General features: G+C 42.7%; 17 protein-coding genes and 3 tRNA genes. 9 read left to right on the top strand and 11 right to left on the bottom strand.

Annotated features, from left to right (window positions below; genetic code table 11):
• Positions 1 to 121: 121 nt before the first annotated feature.
• Positions 122 to 1,339, top strand: coding sequence for a threonine synthase (gene thrC, locus MmiHf6_RS00930; protein ID WP_316557846.1), 1,218 nt, complete (start codon positions 122 to 124; stop codon positions 1,337 to 1,339).
• Between the two features lie 53 nt (positions 1,340 to 1,392).
• The gene (gene leuS, locus MmiHf6_RS00925) at positions 1,393 to 4,449 is read left to right on the top strand and encodes a leucine--tRNA ligase (RefSeq protein ID WP_316557845.1); all 3,057 of its coding nucleotides are present in this window, start codon (positions 1,393 to 1,395) and stop codon (positions 4,447 to 4,449) included.
• A gap of 439 nt (positions 4,450 to 4,888) precedes the next feature.
• On the opposite strand, the gene MmiHf6_RS00920 is transcribed toward leuS, so the two are convergent.
• The 3 genes from MmiHf6_RS00920 to MmiHf6_RS00910 all read right to left on the bottom strand — a co-directional run bounded on the left by MmiHf6_RS00920 (position 4,889) and on the right by MmiHf6_RS00910 (position 6,728).
• Positions 4,889 to 5,206, bottom strand: a complete 318-nt coding sequence (locus MmiHf6_RS00920; protein WP_316557844.1) for a hypothetical protein — start codon at positions 5,204 to 5,206, stop codon at positions 4,889 to 4,891.
• Positions 5,207 to 5,326: 120 nt separating this feature from the next.
• A complete protein-coding gene (locus MmiHf6_RS00915) occupies positions 5,327 to 5,818 on the bottom strand; it encodes a putative immunity protein (RefSeq protein ID WP_316557843.1) in 492 nt (163 codons plus the stop codon).
• A gap of 211 nt (positions 5,819 to 6,029) precedes the next feature.
• Positions 6,030 to 6,728 (bottom strand): hypothetical protein, encoded by a 699-nt coding sequence (locus MmiHf6_RS00910; RefSeq protein ID WP_316557842.1) that lies wholly within the window; start codon positions 6,726 to 6,728, stop codon positions 6,030 to 6,032.
• A 681-nt stretch (positions 6,729 to 7,409) separates the two neighbouring features.
• Here MmiHf6_RS00910 and MmiHf6_RS00905 point away from each other — a divergent pair.
• Together MmiHf6_RS00905 and MmiHf6_RS00900 are read left to right on the top strand one after the other, a co-directional pair.
• Positions 7,410 to 7,925, top strand: a complete 516-nt coding sequence (locus MmiHf6_RS00905) for an ArsR family transcriptional regulator (protein WP_316557841.1) — start codon at positions 7,410 to 7,412, stop codon at positions 7,923 to 7,925.
• Between the two features lie 35 nt (positions 7,926 to 7,960).
• Positions 7,961 to 8,728: a DUF7839 domain-containing protein gene (locus MmiHf6_RS00900; RefSeq protein ID WP_420891334.1), complete on the top strand. Its 768-nt coding sequence runs from the start codon at positions 7,961 to 7,963 to the stop codon at positions 8,726 to 8,728.
• Positions 8,729 to 8,953: 225 nt separating this feature from the next.
• Here the strand turns inward: MmiHf6_RS00900 and MmiHf6_RS00895 are convergent, their stop codons facing one another.
• From MmiHf6_RS00895 to MmiHf6_RS00865, 7 genes are all read right to left on the bottom strand, one after another.
• Positions 8,954 to 9,238, bottom strand: coding sequence for a hypothetical protein (locus MmiHf6_RS00895; protein WP_316557839.1), 285 nt, complete (start codon positions 9,236 to 9,238; stop codon positions 8,954 to 8,956).
• A 440-nt stretch (positions 9,239 to 9,678) separates the two neighbouring features.
• Complete coding sequence (locus MmiHf6_RS00890; protein WP_316557838.1) at positions 9,679 to 10,686, bottom strand: transcription initiation factor IIB; 1,008 nt, start codon at positions 10,684 to 10,686, stop codon at positions 9,679 to 9,681.
• Positions 10,687 to 10,802: 116 nt separating this feature from the next.
• The gene (locus tag MmiHf6_RS00885) at positions 10,803 to 11,054 is read right to left on the bottom strand and encodes an H/ACA ribonucleoprotein complex subunit GAR1 (protein ID WP_316557837.1); all 252 of its coding nucleotides are present in this window, start codon (positions 11,052 to 11,054) and stop codon (positions 10,803 to 10,805) included.
• Between the two features lie 311 nt (positions 11,055 to 11,365).
• The gene (locus MmiHf6_RS00880; protein ID WP_316557836.1) at positions 11,366 to 12,181 is read right to left on the bottom strand and encodes a GLUG motif-containing protein; all 816 of its coding nucleotides are present in this window, start codon (positions 12,179 to 12,181) and stop codon (positions 11,366 to 11,368) included.
• 260 nt (positions 12,182 to 12,441) lie between these two features.
• Positions 12,442 to 14,472, bottom strand: a complete 2,031-nt coding sequence (gene lonB, locus MmiHf6_RS00875) for an ATP-dependent protease LonB (RefSeq protein WP_316557835.1) — start codon at positions 14,470 to 14,472, stop codon at positions 12,442 to 12,444.
• Positions 14,473 to 15,085: 613 nt separating this feature from the next.
• Positions 15,086 to 15,229 (bottom strand): hypothetical protein, encoded by a 144-nt coding sequence (locus MmiHf6_RS00870; RefSeq protein WP_316557834.1) that lies wholly within the window; start codon positions 15,227 to 15,229, stop codon positions 15,086 to 15,088.
• On the bottom strand, positions 15,183 to 15,386 hold the full coding sequence (locus tag MmiHf6_RS00865) for a hypothetical protein (RefSeq protein ID WP_316557833.1): 204 nt from the start codon (positions 15,384 to 15,386) through the stop codon (positions 15,183 to 15,185). Before MmiHf6_RS00865 ends, MmiHf6_RS00870 begins: the two co-directional genes overlap by 47 nt.
• Positions 15,387 to 15,399: 13 nt before the next feature.
• On the opposite strand from MmiHf6_RS00865, the gene MmiHf6_RS00860 reads away from it, so the two are divergent.
• Complete coding sequence (locus MmiHf6_RS00860; protein WP_316557832.1) at positions 15,400 to 15,537, top strand: hypothetical protein; 138 nt, start codon at positions 15,400 to 15,402, stop codon at positions 15,535 to 15,537.
• 63 nt (positions 15,538 to 15,600) lie between these two features.
• On the opposite strand, the gene MmiHf6_RS00855 is transcribed toward MmiHf6_RS00860, so the two are convergent.
• Positions 15,601 to 15,960: a hypothetical protein gene (locus tag MmiHf6_RS00855; RefSeq protein ID WP_316557831.1), complete on the bottom strand. Its 360-nt coding sequence runs from the start codon at positions 15,958 to 15,960 to the stop codon at positions 15,601 to 15,603.
• A gap of 202 nt (positions 15,961 to 16,162) precedes the next feature.
• Between MmiHf6_RS00855 and MmiHf6_RS00850 the strand changes: the two genes are divergently transcribed.
• The 4 genes from MmiHf6_RS00850 to MmiHf6_RS00835 all read left to right on the top strand — a co-directional run bounded on the left by MmiHf6_RS00850 (position 16,163) and on the right by MmiHf6_RS00835 (position 17,218).
• The gene (locus tag MmiHf6_RS00850) at positions 16,163 to 16,606 is read left to right on the top strand and encodes a hypothetical protein (protein WP_316557830.1); all 444 of its coding nucleotides are present in this window, start codon (positions 16,163 to 16,165) and stop codon (positions 16,604 to 16,606) included.
• A gap of 281 nt (positions 16,607 to 16,887) precedes the next feature.
• Positions 16,888 to 16,961: transfer RNA gene (locus tag MmiHf6_RS00845), tRNA-Val, on the top strand.
• 49 nt (positions 16,962 to 17,010) lie between these two features.
• A tRNA-Phe gene (locus MmiHf6_RS00840) sits at positions 17,011 to 17,083 on the top strand.
• Between the two features lie 63 nt (positions 17,084 to 17,146).
• Positions 17,147 to 17,218 (top strand) — tRNA-Gly (locus MmiHf6_RS00835).
• The last annotated feature ends 699 nt before the right edge of the window (positions 17,219 to 17,917 follow it).

Genomic DNA, 17,917 nt, shown 5'->3' with positions numbered 1-17,917 from the left:
ACATTAATAATGAATTAAAGGATTCTGAAAACCCTAATCAATCGATAAGATAATAAATAAAATCAATATTCATTTTCTATTTAAATTCAAATTTTAAAATTCTTAACAGGAGCATAAAGCAATGGATTATTACCTGAAATGTATCGAATGCGGCGCAGATTTTGATAAAACCGAAATCATCTACACCTGCCGAAAATGCGACGGACTTTTGGATGTCATTTACGATTACGATGAAATCAAAAAGAACATGGACATGGACAAATTGAAAACCGCGCCGCCGTCCGTTTGGAAATACAAAGACTTGCTCCCGGTCGCAATCGAACCTGTCAGCATTCGCGAAGGCGGAACCCCGCTTTACAAATGCGACCGCCTCGCCGAAAAAATCGGCGTCAAAGAACTCTACGTCAAACACGAAGGCATGAACCCGACCGGCTCCTTTAAAGACCGCGGCATGACCGTCGGCGTTTCAAAAGCAATCGAACTTGGCATGAAAACAGTCGCCTGCGCATCCACCGGAAACACATCCGCAGCCCTTGCTATTTACGGCGCCAAAGCCGGCATCCCGTCCGTCGTTTTGCTCCCCGCAGGCAAAGTCGCGCTCGGCAAAATCGGACAAGCCCTCATGCACGGCGCAAAAGTCATTATGATTAAAGGAAACTTCGATGACGCGCTCGCCCTTGTCCGCGAACTCTGCGAACAGGAGCCGATTTACCTCCTCAACTCCGTCAACCCCTACCGTTTGGAAGGACAGAAAACAATCGCGTTTGAAATCGTTGACCAGCTCGGATTCAAGGTCCCCGACCGCGTCGTGCTCCCCGTCGGAAACGCCGGCAACATCACCGCAATCAACAAAGGCTTCAAAGAATTCGTGACCCTCGGAATCACAGACAAACGCCCGAAAATGACAGGCATCCAAACTGAAGGCGCATGTCCGATCGTCAAAGCCTACAAAGCAGGCGCTGACAACATCACGCCCGAAAAGAATCCCGAAACCATTGCAACCGCGATTCGAATCGGCGACCCCGTCAACGCCAGAAAAGCACTCATCGCCATCAAAGAATCCGGCGGCATGGCCGAATCCGTCACCGATGACGAACTCGTTCAAGCACAGAAAGATTTGGCGCAGCTGGAAGGAATCGGCGTGGAGCCCGCAAGCGCAACGTCCGTCGCCGGCTTAAAGAAACTCGTTGACGCCGGACTCATTTCAAAAGACGAAACCGTCGTTTGCGTCACGACCGGCCACCTTCTCAAAGACCCCGAAGAAGTCATCAGCGTCTGTGCAGAACCCGTCACGGTTGAAGCGAATTTGGAAGCATTGAGAAAAGCCGTTTTTGAGTAAAAATCAACGGAAAATAAAAATTAGGGAAATAATCGAAGCTTTCGGTGAAACAGATGCAAGAGGATTATAACATACAAGAGACCGAATCCAAGTGGCAGCAGAAATGGAGAGAGGAAAAAACGTTTGAAGCCGACCCCGAACAGGGCAAGGAAAAATACTTCATCACCATCCCGTTCCCGTACTTAAACGGAAACCTCCACGCCGGCCATACACGAACCTTTACGATCGGAGACGTTATCGCCCGCTACAAGCGCATGCAAGGCTGCAATGTCTTATACCCGATGGGCTTTCACGTCACGGGAACCCCGATTGTCGGTCTCGCCGATTTGATCCGCGAAAAAGACCCGACCACAATGAAGGTCTACACAGAACTGCACGGTATCCCCAAAGACATTCTTCCGACACTGGACGAGCCCGAAAAAATCGTAGATTATTTCAAAGTCGAAGCCGAAAACGCAATGAACATCATCGGCTACTCCATCGACTGGCGCCGCAAATTCACGACAATGGATCCCGCGTTTCAAAAATTCATCGAATGGCAGTACGAAAATCTTTACGACAAAGGCTTGATCGTCAAAGGCTCCCACCCCGTCAAATGGTGTCCCCACGACAACAATCCCGTTGAAGATCACGACATTCTCCGCGGCGAAGAGGCAACGCTTGTCGAATACACGCTCATCAAATTCAGACACAAAGACACGATTTTTCCCTGCGCGACACTGCGCCCCGAAACGGTTTACGGCGTCACGAACCTTTGGCTCAACCCCGAAGTCGATTACGTCAAACTCAAAATGGAAAAAGACGGGCTTGAAGAATATTGGGTCGTCAGTAAAGAGGCCCACGAAAAATTGCTTTACACCGACTGGAATGTCGAATTGGTCGAAGAATTGAATTCAAACGACCTCATCGGCTTAAAACTCAAAAACCCCGCAACCGACAATATCATCCAAATCCTTCCCGCGCCGTTCGTTCGCGGAAACAACGGAAGCGGCGTTGTCATGAGCGTTCCTGCGCACGCGCCTTTTGACTGGCTGGCACTGCGTGATTTGGCAAACAAAGACCTGACCGAATACGGAATCAGCGCCGAAGACATTCAAAACATCAAGCCGATTCAAGTCATCGACGTCCCCGATTACGGAAGCGCACCCGCCGCCGAAGTCGTTGCAGAGCTTGGCGTCGTCGATCAAAAAGATCCGAAAGCCGAAGAAGCGACCAAAATCGTTTATCGCCGCGAATTCCACGGCGGAACGCTCAAAGACATCACCGGCAAATACAAAGGCATGCCGGTTTCCAAAATCAAAGACCGTCTCACTCAGGATTTCATTTCACAAGGCATCGGAAGTATTTTCTATGAATTCAGCGAGCCCGTTCAGTGCCGCTGCGGAACGATGTGCGTCGTCAACATGGTCAAAGGACAATGGTTCCTCAACTATTCCAATTCCGAATGGAAAGATAAAGTTTACAAATGCCTCTCCATGATGGAGGTGATTCCGCCGGAATTCCGCGTCGAATTTGAAAACAAAATCGACTGGCTCAAAGACAAGGCCTGCGCAAGAACCAAAGGTCTCGGAACGAAACTGCCGTGCGACCCACGCTGGCTGATTGAATCGCTCGGCGACTCCACCATCTACATGTCTTATTATACGATTGCCAATTACATCAACGACGGAACGATCACGTCTGAAATGATGACGCGTCCGTTTTTGGATTACCTCTTTTTGGACATCGGAACCGTCGAAGATGCCGCCGCTTCAAGCGGTCTCGACACTGCCATGATTGACAAGATGAAATCCGAATTCAACTACTGGTACCCCGTTGACATCCGCTCTTCCGGAAAAGACTTGGTGCCGAACCACCTGCTTTTCTTCTTGTTCCATCACGTCGCGCTTTTTGACGAATCCAAATGGCCCAAAGCATTGGCAGTCAACGGCTTCGTCTCTCTTGAAGGACAGAAAATGAGCAAATCCAAAGGCCCGATTTTGACTTTAAAGGAAGCGGTGGACACGTACGGCGCCGACGTGACGCGCATGTACATCCTTTCAGCCGCCGAACAGGCGCAGGATGCCGATTGGCGCCGCGAAGGAATCGAGTCCGCGCGTACGCAGATCAGCCGATTCTATGCGTTTGTCCGGCAAGTCGTTGAAAGCGGCTGCGCAATTCCCGACGGCGCGGAAAAAACACACATCGACAGATGGATTGAAAGCCGTATCCAGCAATACATCCGTGAAGTCAACGAGGCTTTCGAATCAATTCACACGAGACACGCGATTCAGAATGCGTTTTTCCTGATTTACAATGATATCAAATGGTATGATAAACGCGGCGGCAGACAGTGTTTGACGGAGGTCGTTGAAACCTGGACCAAATTGATGGCGCCGTTTACGCCGCACATTTGTGAAGAGGTTTGGAGCGAACTCGGGCACAGCGAATCCATTGCGTTTGCGCCGTATCCGACTGTGAATCCGGAAATGGTGGATGAGTCGGCGGAAGTTGCCGAAAATATCATTATCAAGACGCTTGAAGATGTCGATGAGATTGTCCGCGTCGCGAAAATCACGCCGAAGAAAGTTTACCTTTACACGACGCACGAGTGGCGCGTGATGATTTTAAGAAAGGCGGCTGAAATTGTTCAGGCATCGGAAGAGTATGTACCGGCGGAAGAAATCACCGAGCAGATCAGGGATGACAAAGAAATCGTCGTCGAAAGCGCGAAAACGATGCAGAAATATGTTCATGAAGATGTCAAAGAGCGTGTCGGCGATTTTGTTGAAGCGGTCAAAGCGCAAAGCGTCGTCGGCATGAAAGAGTTGATGCAAAAGAGTATGGAAGAACCGATCATCCGCTCGCGCGGCAAGGAAGCTCAGAAGTACATTCAAAAAGTCGCGAATGACATCAGAGGATCTTCGATTGACGTCGTTTTGAGATATTTGGACGCAAATTTGGACGAAAAAGCGATTTTGGAAGAAGCCAAGCCGTTCTTTGAAAAAGAATTCGGCTGTCCTGTTGAAATCTTCAGCGCCGAAGAAATTGATGCGGGCGAGGCGTATGATCCCGATAAAAAATCGAGATTTGCGGAGCCGGGAAGACCGGCGATTTATATCGAGCAGTAAAAGAATTAGAATTTAGAATAAAAGGGGCGGCGGCGCGCGCGAGCTGCTCCGATTTTCATTTTATTTTTCAAACCAAAACCGCGTTTTTTATTTTACTTTTTCAAACCAACCGCGTTTTTTCATTTATTTTTGGATAAACCAAAACATCCGATTTTCAAAAATCGTTGAACCTGAACGCTCATTAAAACCCTAATTTTAAATGTTTTAGTTTTATTGAAAAGAAAGCGTTCCCTTTTTTGAAAAATGATAAGAGACGATGTTTCAATCAAATAATTTTAAATTAAAAATCCAAAAGCCGCCCCCGCAAGTTGAGTTTCCGAGCGAAGCGAGGAAACGAGACTTGGCGGATTCTTCCCATACGAAACAAAAAAATTAAAAACAATCTGATTTTTAATTTGTGTTTCGACTTCTGCAAAGCGGAACAGTCTGCAACTGTATTTTACTGCTGCGATTCCTGCAAAGCGGAACAGTCTGCAACTGTCTTTAAATTACTGCCTGTCCTGCAAAGCGGAACAGTCTGCAACTGTCTTTTAGTGTTGCTGCCGCCGATCAGGTTTGCATTTTTTGGGCGGTGCGAAGCAGCGACCCAATCTTTCCGCTTGCATCCGCTCTTTTTTAATAAATCCGTTCGCATTCGCGAACGTGCCGCTGCTACCTTCATGTTTGCGTTTCCGCTTGGAGTCAGGTTTCTGTTTCCGCGTGCAATCAGGTTTGCATTGCCGCTGCCGGCAGCACCCGCCGCGTGCGACCCGCACAAATTTAAAAAAAATCAAAAAAAGCAACGTACGAATTTTAAAAAAGATTCAAAAAAACAACGCACGAATTTAAAAAAATTAAAGAAAAACGAACTTGATTTTAAAAAAGAAACAAAAAGAAATTACGATTTTCCCGTAATTTCCAATAACCGATTATACTGCCATTCGCGCTCTTTTCGAACCGCTTCGTCCGTTCCTTCGCCGTAAGAAACCGCTTTGATCGCATAATCGGCGGCGTGCTGCGCGTGTCCCGCCGCGTGCGCAACGGCAACAGCTTGGCCGGCAGAGCGAGCGGCAGCGCAAGCCGCAGCCTGCAAACCTTCGCCTTCCGAAAGCGGGTCTAAAGTTTTCGAACTGAAATCCGTTTCAACAACGTCGCGCGCCGCATTGTGCGCCGCAACGGAAGCGTTTCTGGCGTCAAGCACTTTGATTTCATCGTTCAACCAAGAACGGCCGGCGGCAATCGCGTTACTCGGGCGAGAGTCGTCGGGGAATTCATTGTTAAAATAGAATAAAACGTGTTCGGCACAATCCAGCGCCCATTTTGCCTTTGTTTTTTGATCTGCTTCGTTCAGGATTTGTTCAATCGGATACATATTAACCTCTGTAATCAATAATTAAAACTTGAATTAAAACCTAATTAAATTTTAAAAAACAAATAAAAATGAAAGTAAAAGAAAGTAAATGAAATCGAAATGAAAATGAATAAAATGAAAATGAATAAAATGAAAATGAATAAAATGAAAATGAATAAAATGAAAATGAATAAAATGAAATTGGAATGAATAAACGGAATTGAAATAAAATTAAAATGAAAAACCGGAATCAGAAATCCAGCAAACTTGTATTCGCGGTTTTTGAAACCAATTCCGAAACGTCAATTTCGTCTTTTAAAAGCGCGCTTAAAATATTGACGGCGCGCATCAGGAAATCGGAATCCAATTTATCCGTATGAATTTCGTAAGCCGGCGAATTTTTCGGAATCTGCGGCAATTCATCATAATATTTTTTGAAATCTTTGGATTTGAAAACAAGATGAGAATCGCCCGAATCACCTGAAGCTGCGAAATATTTGGAAAGCTGGTTGGAATCGACTCCGGCCGCGTTTAATTCGGATTCAAAACACGGGCGGTCAAAAAGCGTCATGAAAATGTAAACAGCGGTTTCGATTTTCGTCGCGGGAGAAGTCATTTTAGAAAGCTTGTCCCCGACCAAACCGTAAACATCGGAAGTGCAGGAACAAGTTTCTGAATCGGCGGCAAAGCCGGATGTTTTGGATTTTGAAATTGAAAAAGCGTTTGCGCCTTTTCCGTCCGTTTTCAGCGTGTAAATTTTTGACGGCGACAAATCAAATTCATTTAAACAATCCATATCTTTAAGCGCGCGAAGGTAACCCGTCACGATAAGACGATGTTCATTGAAATTACGGCTTTTCAATTCACGCGTGATGCCACTGATCGAAAGCTGACGGCCGTCTTTTAACAAATCATAAATTTCCACTGATAAATCCGAATGTTCCTGCATAAATACACCAAAATTATACCAAAGCCGTTACATCAAAGTCATTAACCGAATACATCAAATCATAGAACCTGAATAACATCAAATCATGGAACCTGAATAACATCAAATCATAGAACCTGAATAACATCAAATCATAGAACCTGAATAACATCAAATCATAGAACCTGAATAACATCAAATCATGGAACCTGAATAATATCGAAATCAATGCCGCATAACGGAAATAATAAATTTAACATGATTGTCAATGAACGAAACTTGATTAAACACGTTTTGAATTTTCATAATGAGTTGAGCAATTAACGACGGCTCAACAAAAGATGCACAATTTATTTTGACTAAATCGGCGTATTTCTAATAAGTTTAAAATACTTTGCATACCTATTTGTCATCCTGTCTTTTTTAAATCATTTGATTTAATAAACAAACACAATATCAACACAATAGATGAATATAACTTTTACCATGTTCGGATACAAATCTCTCGTTTATGATTCAGAGGGTAAACGAGCGATAAAGACAGATAAATTCGAACATTTGAAATGAATTGATCATTTCATAAATTCAGCAGTCTGTAAATTCAGCAATCGGCTGAAATGAATCTGTTAAACCCTGAAATAACAAAAACGAAATAAATTTAAAAACAATTATTTGCTGTTTGGCAAAATTTGAGGCTTTGAAATGGGAGAAAGAACGCGAATTATTAATGATCCTTCATACCTGGTTCCTCTTTTGAGAACTTTCGGTTCAAGGACGCACAAAAAAGTCTTCGATTTACTTTTATCAAATTGGATGACGCAGGAAGAGCTGGACGAAGCGATTGAAACTGAATCTTTGAGCAGCTTAATTAACCTCAAAAAAGCAGGTCTTTTGGAAAGCAAATGGAGAGTCCCCGAGCCCGGAAAATCACCGGTCAAGGAATATCACACGTCTTATTCAAATGTTCAGGTGAATTTCCAAAGTTCATTTGAAGATTTAAGCGACATTATCATGCTGGCCTTCAAGCCTTATGAAGAAGTGAAGGACACGATTGAAAGTCTTGAGAAAATGGTTGCCGAAGGCAACAACTCCATGAGCAAACTCACTCGCGAATTAAATATGAATACCAGCCACATCTGCGCCATTGCCCGCCGTTCCGACAGACTTTCTGTTATGGGACAGCGTCTTAAATTAGCCGAAAAAGATGAGGAGATATAAACTTGAATGCAAAAATCCTTCAAAGCAAAAGCGAGATGACCAAATTCCAAGTGCTGACGGAAATTGCCGCTCACCAGCCGAATGTTCGTCAAAAAGAAATTGCAAACAAAATCGGAATTACGCCCCAGGCCGTTTCAGAATATATTAAAGAATTGACGGCGGAAGGATTGATTCATTCGGACGGTCGTGTCCGGTATAAAATTACCAAAGACGGCGTCGAATGGGTTTTGGATAATGCGTCGGAATTGAAGCGTTATTCTCAGTTGGTGATGGAGGATATTATCAGCCATGTTTCGACATGGACTGCCATTTGTGATGAAGCGATTCAAAAAGACGAAAAGGTCTATATTGAAATGCGCAAGGGATTATTGTACGCCAACCGCACTCGAGATACCGGCATTTACGGCACTTCGATCATGAGCGGCGAAAAAGGTTTTGACATCGGTGTCACGGATTTGAAGGGTTACATGCATGTCGAAGCTGAAGCGATTACGATCTGCAAAGTTCCGAGAATTAAGCGCGGCGGCTCTTCTTTTGTGAATTTGGAGCGCTTGAAACCGATTGTCGAATCCAAGCCTTATATCGGCGCGGTCGGCACGGAAGCTCTGATGGCGCTTAAGAGAATCGGCATTACGCCGGATGTGATGTTCGGCGCGTCCGAGTCTGTGATTCAGGCAGCATATCATGGTTTGTCTTCCGTCATCGTCATTGTCGAAGATGAAGTGTCTTATTTGATGGGACGCCTTGAGAACGAAAGCATTCCGTACGAAATTATGGATTTAAGCAAAACCGGAATGAAATAATCATTCCGACAATTCTTTTTTCATTTTCTTTATTCATTTTTCTTTATTCATTTTTCTTTATTCATTTTTCTTAATTCGTTTTCTTTATTCATTTTTAATTTTGTATCATATTTTATTTCTTTTTTTGAATTATTTTTATTAAAATTTGTTCTGCATTTTATTTTGATAAAATAAAACTGTGATGCAATTTGAAAATCAAAATAAAACTGTGGCATAATTTGAGAATCAAAATAAAAGAGGAGCGGCTCGCGCGCAGGCGGGCAGCTGCTGCGGCTGCCGGCAGCGGCAACTGCGATGCAAACTTGGATTGCAGGCGGAAACAGAAACCTCCATCCAAGCGGAAACACAAACATGAAGGTAGCGGCGGCAATGTAAACCTGACCCGACAGCACAAACCTGATTGTACGCAGCAAAATAAAAAACAGTTGCAGACTTGCAGGCCTGTTTGGAACAGATGCCGATAAAAGACAGTTGCAGACCAGCAGTCTTAGCAGGAGCTGAAAAGAACAATTAAAAGCCAACGATTTTGTATTTTCGTTTTGTATTGGAAAGAATCCGCCAAGTCTCGTTTCCTCGCTGCGCTCGGAACTCAACTTGCGGGGGCGGTATTTTGTTTTTTCATACAAAATAAGATTCGATTGAAACATCGTCTTTTAATTCAAAATATCAAAAACGGAACGCCGTCTTTTTTCCAAAATCTAAAACATTTATTTAGGGTTTTATCAGGCGTTCAGGTTCACCGATTTCAAAAATAGGATGTTTGGGTTTCATCTTGAAAACAAAATAAAAACGGGGGAGATGTTTGAAAAAATTACGAAAAACGGAGCAACTCGCGCGCGGCGGGCAGTATAAAATGGAATAAAATATGAAATAAAATAGAAAATTAAAATGAAATAAAAAAGGAATGAAAAGAAAAGGAATGAAAAGAAAAGGAATGAAAATTATCCTCTTTAAAGGATAATTTCAATATCTAATTCTTCGGCCAATTCCTTGTAACGGTTTCGAATCGTCACTTCGGTCACGCCGGCAACGTCTGCCACTTCTCTTTGCGTTCTGCGCTCGCCGCAGAGAATAGACGCAATGTAAATGGCTGCTGCTGCAACTCCTGTCGGGCCGCGGCCGCTTGTCAATTCTTTTTCGGAAGCCTGTCTCAAGATTTCAACACTCTTGGACTGAACTTCGCCTTTTAAATTCAAGCCGGAGCAGAATCTCGGAACGTAATCGATCGGAGAAGTCGGCATCAATTTGAGCGACAATTCTCTTGAAATGAAACGGTAAGTTCTGCCAATCTCTTTTCTGCTCACTCTTGACACTTCTTCAACTTCATCAAGCGTTCTCGGAACACCGCACTGGCGGCAGGCTGCGTAAAGCGCTGCTGCTGCGACACCTTCAATACTGCGTCCGCGGATGAGGTTTTTGTCAACCGCTTTTCTGTAAACGACTGATGCCGTTTCACGAACCGTTCTCGGAAGACCGAGGGCGGATGCCATACGGTCCAATTCGGAAAGCGCGAATGCCAAGTTTCTTTCCGTTGCGTTGCTGACACGAATACGTCTCTGCCATTTTCTCAAGCGGTACAATTGCGCTCTGTTTTTAGAAGAGATGGATTTGCCGTATGAGTCACGGTTTCTCCAGTCAATCATTGTCGAGAGACCTTTGTCGTGAATCGTGTATGTCATCGGAGCACCGACACGAGAGCGTTTCATGCGCTGGTCGTGGTCAAATGCGCGCCATTCCGGACCTTCGTCAACAAAGTCGGCATCAACAACCAAACCGCAGTCGCCGCAGACAAGTTCTGCACGCTCATAATCGTGAACGAGATTTTGGCTGCCGCATTCCGGACAAGAATAAACTTCCGTTTCTTTCGGAGTTTCCTTTTCCTTCTTGGCGCGAATCATCTCTTTAATTTTGTCTCTGTTGACTGTTTCGGAATATCGAACCCTTTCTAATTCTACCATTGTCATCACCTTTTAGTTTGTTATCGTTTTTCGGGCGAAATCGTTTTTGATCGTTTGTCAATTCGTTTTGTAAGATTGATTTAAATTTAAGGTTGTAAATTTTAAGATTGCCGGATTTATTTGACATATACTTTTTCTTTCACCAGTTTTTTTGCCTGCGCGGTATCCAATTCCCTAAAAATGCGCACCAAAAAATACGGCTGCTTTTCCGATCCGAAGACTGTTACAACTTTTCCGACAGGGCGGACGCTTTTATCGATCACTTGCAAATTCATCATTCTGTTCAGCGGCGTTTCGTCAGGTGTGTCATATTTGACAACAAAACAAGATTTTCCGTGCAAGTGCGATACAGTCCCAAGTCGTTTCATAAAATCCTCAAAATTCGTCATCAATTCAGATGTAATCTGTAAATCTTTACATTCAAATTTGTTTTCGGGCGTGCCGATAAACAATAACCTTTAAATCCTTAAATCGCTTATGAAATTCATTGTGATTTAAAAATCGAAGCGGCAACGATCATTGCGGTTTCGCAAATGAACTATACAGCATATAAGCCGGTTCATAGTATTTAAACTTGCCGCAATAGTTATATGTAAAAATATAATTCATCTCTTTTTGAATCGATTTACCTCAGTTATTTTTAACCGATTCTGTTTTTTGATTACTTTTTCAATTACAATCATGTTTTCCTGTTTTTAAAATACCAAACAGCTCCGATTATAATTATTACAATCAGCAATATGAGTGCGAATACAAGCGGTCTTAAATTATACTCATAACAAACAATTTCTTCCGTTTGCGGATATTCAGGATAGTTGACAACATTATATGAATTATTATAATCCGTATAACTGTTATTTTCATTTAAACCGCCGATAAACTTGTTTTGTGAATTATTTGATTGAGAAGCACCAATTGCCGAACAATTTGAAATATTTCCTGTATCAATATAACCGATAAAACCGCCTGCATTTTGTTCATTCGCAAATACGATAATATCGGAAGAACTACTGTCAATCGCGCCGTCAAAAACAGTTCCGACAAATCCGCCCACATTATTTTTTCCGTATATTGCTGATCCGTTGCCTTTAACAGAGCAATTTAAAATATAAGACGGGTTGAAATTCACTTCTGTTCCATTATTCATAACACCGACAAGCGTTCCGACATTGTTGTTTTGAGAATTTGCAATATTTCCGTTAAAAACGAGTGTCAGATTCCAGATTTTTGCTGCTCCGCCGGTGTTCCCGAAAAATCCGTATCCGTCAAATTCATTTTCCAGATCGGATGTCTGAACAAATGAAATATCTCCTTCAAAAATAATGGAATATCCTGCTCCTTCGAACATGCCGACAAAAGGTGTATCGAAGTTTCCGATACATGTCCACGTATCACTGTCTATAATTATGTCTGATTCTAAGTCATAAGCGTCATTTAAAGGCCATTCCGTCCCTATTTTTTTGAGATCTTCCGCTGTTGAAATCTTGTGGACCAAAGTTGGCTCTCCGGGATATGACGTGGCATGACAGCACGGGAGGAGGAATAGAAATGAAAACAAAAAAACGAGAATAAAGAGTTTTTTAAATTTCATATTTATCACTTACAGAACATCAAAGTGGAAAATATAATTTAATAAAAATTATAAAAAATGAAAACAAAAGCCGGAAAATTCCGACTTTCATTTATTTGTTTAATTTCATTCGTCTAATTTTATTTATTAGATTGGTTTGTTAATTAATTTGTTAAATTAATTTGTTAATTTTTATCATTTTTTAACATTGTTTCCAATTTCTTAAGAAATTCCTGTTTCTTCGGGCTGTCAACAAGTGCGTATTCAACGACTTCCGTAATGTTTGAAACCGGAATGATCTCAATGATATCCTTGTAGGAATCTTCAATCATCACGTCGGATTCGTTTGCCTTCGGAATAATGACTTTCTTAATGCCGGCCTGCGCTGCCGCTTCAATCTTGTAAGTGACGCCGCCGACAGGCAAAACATCGCCGCGGACGGAAAGCGAGCCGGTCATTGCAATCGTCTGGTCCACCGGAATCTTTTCGTATGCCGAAAGAACAGCGGTCGCAATTGAAATGGATGCACTGTCTCCTTCAACACCCTCATACGTTCCGACGAACTGAATGTGAATGTCGATTGCTTCAATGTCTTTTCCGGTCACTTTTTTAATCACGGCGGAAACGTTCTTCACGGCTTCACGCGCAATCGTCTTCAATTGACCGGTTGCGATAATATTGCCCTGAGCGCCCGACATGGACGGTGTGACTTCCGACAAAATCGGAAGAACAATGCCTGAGTCGCTGCCGATAACGGCAAGACCGTTGACGCGTCCGATTTCGCCGCCTTCTTTGAAGAAAGATTCGTAATCCGTCTTATTTTCAAGATAGCGGTCTGCCAGCTGCTGCTCAATGGAGCGTGATATCTTTTTCGCGCGCAAAACGTGTTCCGCTGTTGTAAACGGTGCGTTGTCGGCACGCGCCAAGTCGCCGGCCACACGGACCAAACCGCCCAAGTCTCTCAACTTCAGCGTCAGTTGGCCTTTGCGTCCGGAGCGGCGCATTGCTTCGCGAATAATTTCTTTGACCGCATCTTCATCAAACTGCGGAATATTTCCATCGCGCATGACTTCCTGCGCCACGAATCTGATAAATTTGTCACGATTTTCAGGCGTGTCCGGCATGGATTCGCGCATGTAAACTTCGTAACCGTAGCCTTTGATTCTTGAGCGAAGCGCCGGATGCATTTTTTCAAGCGCGTCAATATTTCCGGCCGCAACCATGATAAAGTCGCAGGGGACGGGTTCCGTCTTGACAAGCGCGCCCGAACTCCTTTCGGACTGACCGGTGATGGCGTATTCCTTTTCCTGAAGCGCCGTTAATAAACTCTGCTGGGATTCAATGCTTAAGATGTTGATTTCATCCATAAACAAAACGCCTTTATGCGATTTATGAATGTCTCCCGCTTCGACACGGTCGTGTGCAGGTGTTTCAAGTCCGCCCGACTGGAACGGGTCGTGTCTGACGTCACCGAGAAGCGCGCCTGCGTGTGCGGCGGTTGAGTCAACATAAGGTGCCTGCTGCTTGTTGTAATTGGAGACGAGCAGTTTCGGGATCAGCGCTTCGTCGCGCCCGATAAACTGGCGGCCGAATGTCAGCAGCAAAAGACAAACGAAAATCGCAATCAAAATGCTTTGTCCGGTTAAAATCGTGTAAATGACGACACCGACAATTAAGAACATTAAAATCATTGTTTTCGACTGCGCTTTTTTCTGAGCTTCGGCGCGGTGGGCGGCGACGATTTCGCGTCCTTTTCCGGCCGGCACTCTGCGGATGCGCGGGTTGTTTGAGTCTTCCGCATTCGGATAAACCATGATGTCTTCAAGTTCTTCTTTGGGGAGCAGTTCTGCCATTGCTTTTGCCAGGAGAGATTTTCCCGTCCCGGGCGTTCCGATCATCATGACGTGACGTCTTTGACGCGCGGCTTTTTTGACAATTTCAACGGCTTGTTCCTGACCTAAAATCTGGTCTATCAAAAGCGGCGGGACGTTTATTTCGCCCGTATTTGTGAAGCTGTATCCGAGTTCGATATCTTCATTGTCGTTGGGGATATCTTTTATTTCCGGATTTTCGTACCCGGTCTCCGAGGTTTCAATAACGGGACCGGATCCTGACCCGGGTTCGGTTGCTTCAACATCCGTTTTTAGAGTCGTATTTTCCTCAGAGAACTTACCGTCTTCGGTTTTTTGTTCTGTGAGTTCGTTGAATGTTTCCATTTTTATCACACTAATATTAAAATTTTAAAAATCGATTCTCTGATCTTAAAATCAAGTTAAAAACGAAACCTTATGAAAAAGCTTTGGAATAATAAACAAGCTCTTTATCTTATTTATTTTACGGTATCCTACATATAAAGCAATATTACCCTATAAGAATTTAATTCTCAAAAATAAAAGAAAGCTGAAATCAAAAAATTAATCGGATAAATGATTTGGTATAAATTTTTGTTTTCAATCAAGATTCAAAAATTCAAATCTTTTTTGATTATTTTTTGAAAGCTGTAAATCTCTTTTCGATATTTTTTGAAAGTTGAAGATCCTTTTCGATTATTTTTTTGAAAAATTGAAGATCCTTTTCGATTATTTTTTTTGAAAAATTGAAGATCCTTTTCGATTATTTTTTTTGAAAAATTGAAGATCCTTTTCGATTATTTTTTTTGAAAAATTGAAGATCCTTTTCGATTATTTTTTTTGGAAGTTGAAGATCCCTTTCGATTATTTTTTTGAAAATTGAGCGGTTCGCGCGGCGGCAGCTGCCTGCCGGCAAAGACGATGCAAACCTGTCAGACGGCGCAAACAGAAACCTAAAGGTAGCAGCGCAAACAGAAACCTAAAGGCAGCAGCGCAAACAGAAACCTAAAGGCAGCAGCAGCAAAAGGAAAACTGAAGGTAGCGGCGGCACGTTCGCGAATGCGAACGGATTGTGATTAAAAAGAGCAGATGCAGGCGGAAGCGCAAACCGCCACGGCAGCAATAACGCAAACCGCCACGGCAGCAATAACGCAAATCGTCTCGGCAGCAGCAACGCAAACCGCCACGGCAGCAATAACGCAAACCGTCTCGGCAGCAATAACGCAAACCGCCACGGCAGCGGAAACACAAACCGCTCCGACAGCGGAAACGCAAACCATCTCGGCAGCAGCAATGCAAACAGCCCCGACAGCGGAAACACAACCCGCCTCGGCAGCAGCAGCGCAAAACCGCCCCGGCAGCAGTAATCATAAAAATAAATATTTACTTTTCAAAATTGAAGAACAATGTAAAACGAGAAAAATGAATTAAAAATAATGAAAAGAAAAGGATGAAACATAATTTAAATATTATTTTTTAGATTTTTCATCCGGTTCAATTATCCAGCGCCAAAACATCTGTCCGAATCGCATGAATCAAAGCGAGCGCCAAAAGAACGATGCCGATACACAAAAAGATGCCGAGTATAAATTGAAAAGCGACAAACGAATAGAAAATGACGCCGACAATTGCGCCGACTGCCGTATATTGAATTTTTTCAATTAAACTGTAAGGTTCAATGATTTCGCCTTTTCTGATTTGATAATATGTGTAGCCGATTATGATAAAAACGGCAAGCGCCAATACAATAAAAGCGATCGTGCCGGCAAAACCCGCAATAATTCCGATAATTGCTCCGATGACGCCCGCAATGATCATCTTTTTTGTCATTTCTTTATCTAATTTTAAATCCAAATTAATCCCCTTCAGCCCCATTTCTTTTAATCTTCTTATATTCTCTTTTTTATACTTTCGTACGTTTTGTCTTTCTTTCATTAAAACAGTTTCTTCGATGTTTACCGATACGAAATATTATTGTTGTCGTAAGCAATATTATTTATTCAAAAAATACATTCAAATGCTAAATCATTCTTCGAAAATGCCGAGGTCAAAATAAATGAAAGCGTCTCATTTTTTAATTTTCTTTGCCGTTCTTTCAGTTCTGCTGATAGCGTCGGCAACGTTTCATTATTCCGTTGCGCCTCAAACTTCCGTTCATTTTACGGGGGTGGGCATTCATTTTACCAATGAAAACGCAACTGCCGAAATTGATTATGAAATCGGTTTTCTGACACAGATGTATGTTTTCTTTTTCGGCAGCCGCAATCTTGATCCTTATTTGGATGAATTGCTTTACGATTTTGAAGAATACCGCATTACTTCCGTTCACGGCACAAGAGCAACGGTTGAACTGATCAATGTCTCCCGTTTTCAAGGCACATATTATCTCCATGAAACGCGAATGCTCGGAAGCGAAGTCGATCGATTGACTTTGTATTTCCCCGACAACAAAACAATGACGTTTGACAACGCAACCGAAACGCAGAATGTTTTCTATTGATTCTGTTTTGTTTTCATTCGTTTTCATCTTATTGTTTTCATCTTATTGTTTTCTCAAAAAACTTTGTTGAAGTCGGCTTTTTCCGCCGTGTTTTTCAAGTCTGTATTGGGTCAATATTGAGTCTGTATTTATACTCCTGCTCCCGTTACTCAAAACCTTTATATACGATTATCATATTTATGAGAAGTGCACAGCCGCGAGGAAAAGTGCAGGCAAAATACTTGTCTGATTTCGGTTTTTCCGGAAAACGTTTTCCGTGCTATGAAGAAATATATGCAAATGGGCTCGTGGTCTAGACGGTTATGACGTCGCCTTGACATGGCGGAGGTCCTGAGTTCGAATCTCAGCGGGCCCATTCAATTCGATTAGCTGTATGCCGAAACCTAATGTGACGGCACAAACGTGCCCAAATAGCTCAGTTGGGAGAGCGCTGCCCTGAAGAGGCAGATGTCGCTGGTTCAAGTCCGGCTTTGGGCATTTTCAGCTATCGAAACCATTTAATAATTTGGAATAATCTTAGGATTGTTTCAAAATCGAAGGACACTGGTAGTGTAGTGGTTATCACCGGGCGTTGCCAACGCTCGAACCCGGGTTCGAGTCCCGGCCAGTGTACTCATCTTTCTTTTCATTCTTTCAATTTTAACAGCGAAAGAATACATTCTGTTTTATTTTTGTTTTTCATTTTTTTTTTTGCGCGGGCGGTCTCGCGCGAATCGCATCATTTTTATTTGATTTTCAAACCTGTTCTGCATTTCTTTTTTACTTTTTCGGACAAACCCAAACATCCGTTTTTCAAAAATAAATGAAACTCAAACGCCCGATAAAATCCTAATCTTAAATGTTTTAGGTTTTGAATAAAAGAAGGCGTTTCGGTTTTTTGAAGAATATTGATAAAAGACGATGTTTCAATCTTATTTTGATTGAATGATATTTCAAAAACCGCCCCTCCAACGACGCGTTTCCGAAGCGAAGCGGAGGAAAGAAGGAGTTGGAGATTCTAACAATGAGTCAACGAATTTACAAATTCTGATTTTTTGATCTTAATTTAGAGTCAACTGAATTTGAATTTATATTCGTCGTGAAAAGAATCCGCCAAATTTTAATTTATATCTACAATCGTCTGAGAATGAACTTTTTATTCGTCATGAAAAGAATCCGCCAAATTTTAATTTATATCTACAATCGTCTGTGAATGAACTTTTTATTTGTATGGTAAGAATCCGCCAAGTCTCGATTCCCTTCGCAACGCTTTGGGAATCTCAACTTGCGGGGGCGGTATTCGAAATATTTATTATTTTATCAAAAACAAAC

This window comes from Methanimicrococcus hongohii, assembly GCF_032594095.1.
GTDB lineage: Archaea > Halobacteriota > Methanosarcinia > Methanosarcinales > Methanosarcinaceae > Methanimicrococcus > Methanimicrococcus hongohii.
This window is presented reverse-complemented; position numbering and strand designations above follow the sequence as displayed.

Excerpts from the sequence above, each read along its gene's own strand:
- thrC (WP_316557846.1), top strand. The coding sequence starts at position 122 with ATGGATTATTACCTGAAATGTATCGAATGCGGCGCAGATTTTGATAAA.
- leuS (WP_316557845.1), top strand. The coding sequence starts at position 1,393 with ATGCAAGAGGATTATAACATACAAGAGACCGAATCCAAGTGGCAGCAG.
- MmiHf6_RS00910 (WP_316557842.1), bottom strand. The coding sequence starts at position 6,728 with ATGCAGGAACATTCGGATTTATCAGTGGAAATTTATGATTTGTTAAAA.
- MmiHf6_RS00905 (WP_316557841.1), top strand. The coding sequence starts at position 7,410 with ATGGGAGAAAGAACGCGAATTATTAATGATCCTTCATACCTGGTTCCT.
- MmiHf6_RS00900 (WP_420891334.1), top strand. The coding sequence starts at position 7,961 with ATGACCAAATTCCAAGTGCTGACGGAAATTGCCGCTCACCAGCCGAAT.
- MmiHf6_RS00890 (WP_316557838.1), bottom strand. The coding sequence starts at position 10,686 with ATGGTAGAATTAGAAAGGGTTCGATATTCCGAAACAGTCAACAGAGAC.
- MmiHf6_RS00885 (WP_316557837.1), bottom strand. The coding sequence starts at position 11,054 with ATGAAACGACTTGGGACTGTATCGCACTTGCACGGAAAATCTTGTTTT.
- lonB (WP_316557835.1), bottom strand. The coding sequence starts at position 14,472 with ATGGAAACATTCAACGAACTCACAGAACAAAAAACCGAAGACGGTAAG.
- MmiHf6_RS00865 (WP_316557833.1), bottom strand. The coding sequence starts at position 15,386 with ATGGTTTGCGTTTCCGCTGTCGGAGCGGTTTGTGTTTCCGCTGCCGTG.
- MmiHf6_RS00860 (WP_316557832.1), top strand. The coding sequence starts at position 15,400 with ATGCAAACAGCCCCGACAGCGGAAACACAACCCGCCTCGGCAGCAGCA.
- MmiHf6_RS00850 (WP_316557830.1), top strand. The coding sequence starts at position 16,163 with ATGAAAGCGTCTCATTTTTTAATTTTCTTTGCCGTTCTTTCAGTTCTG.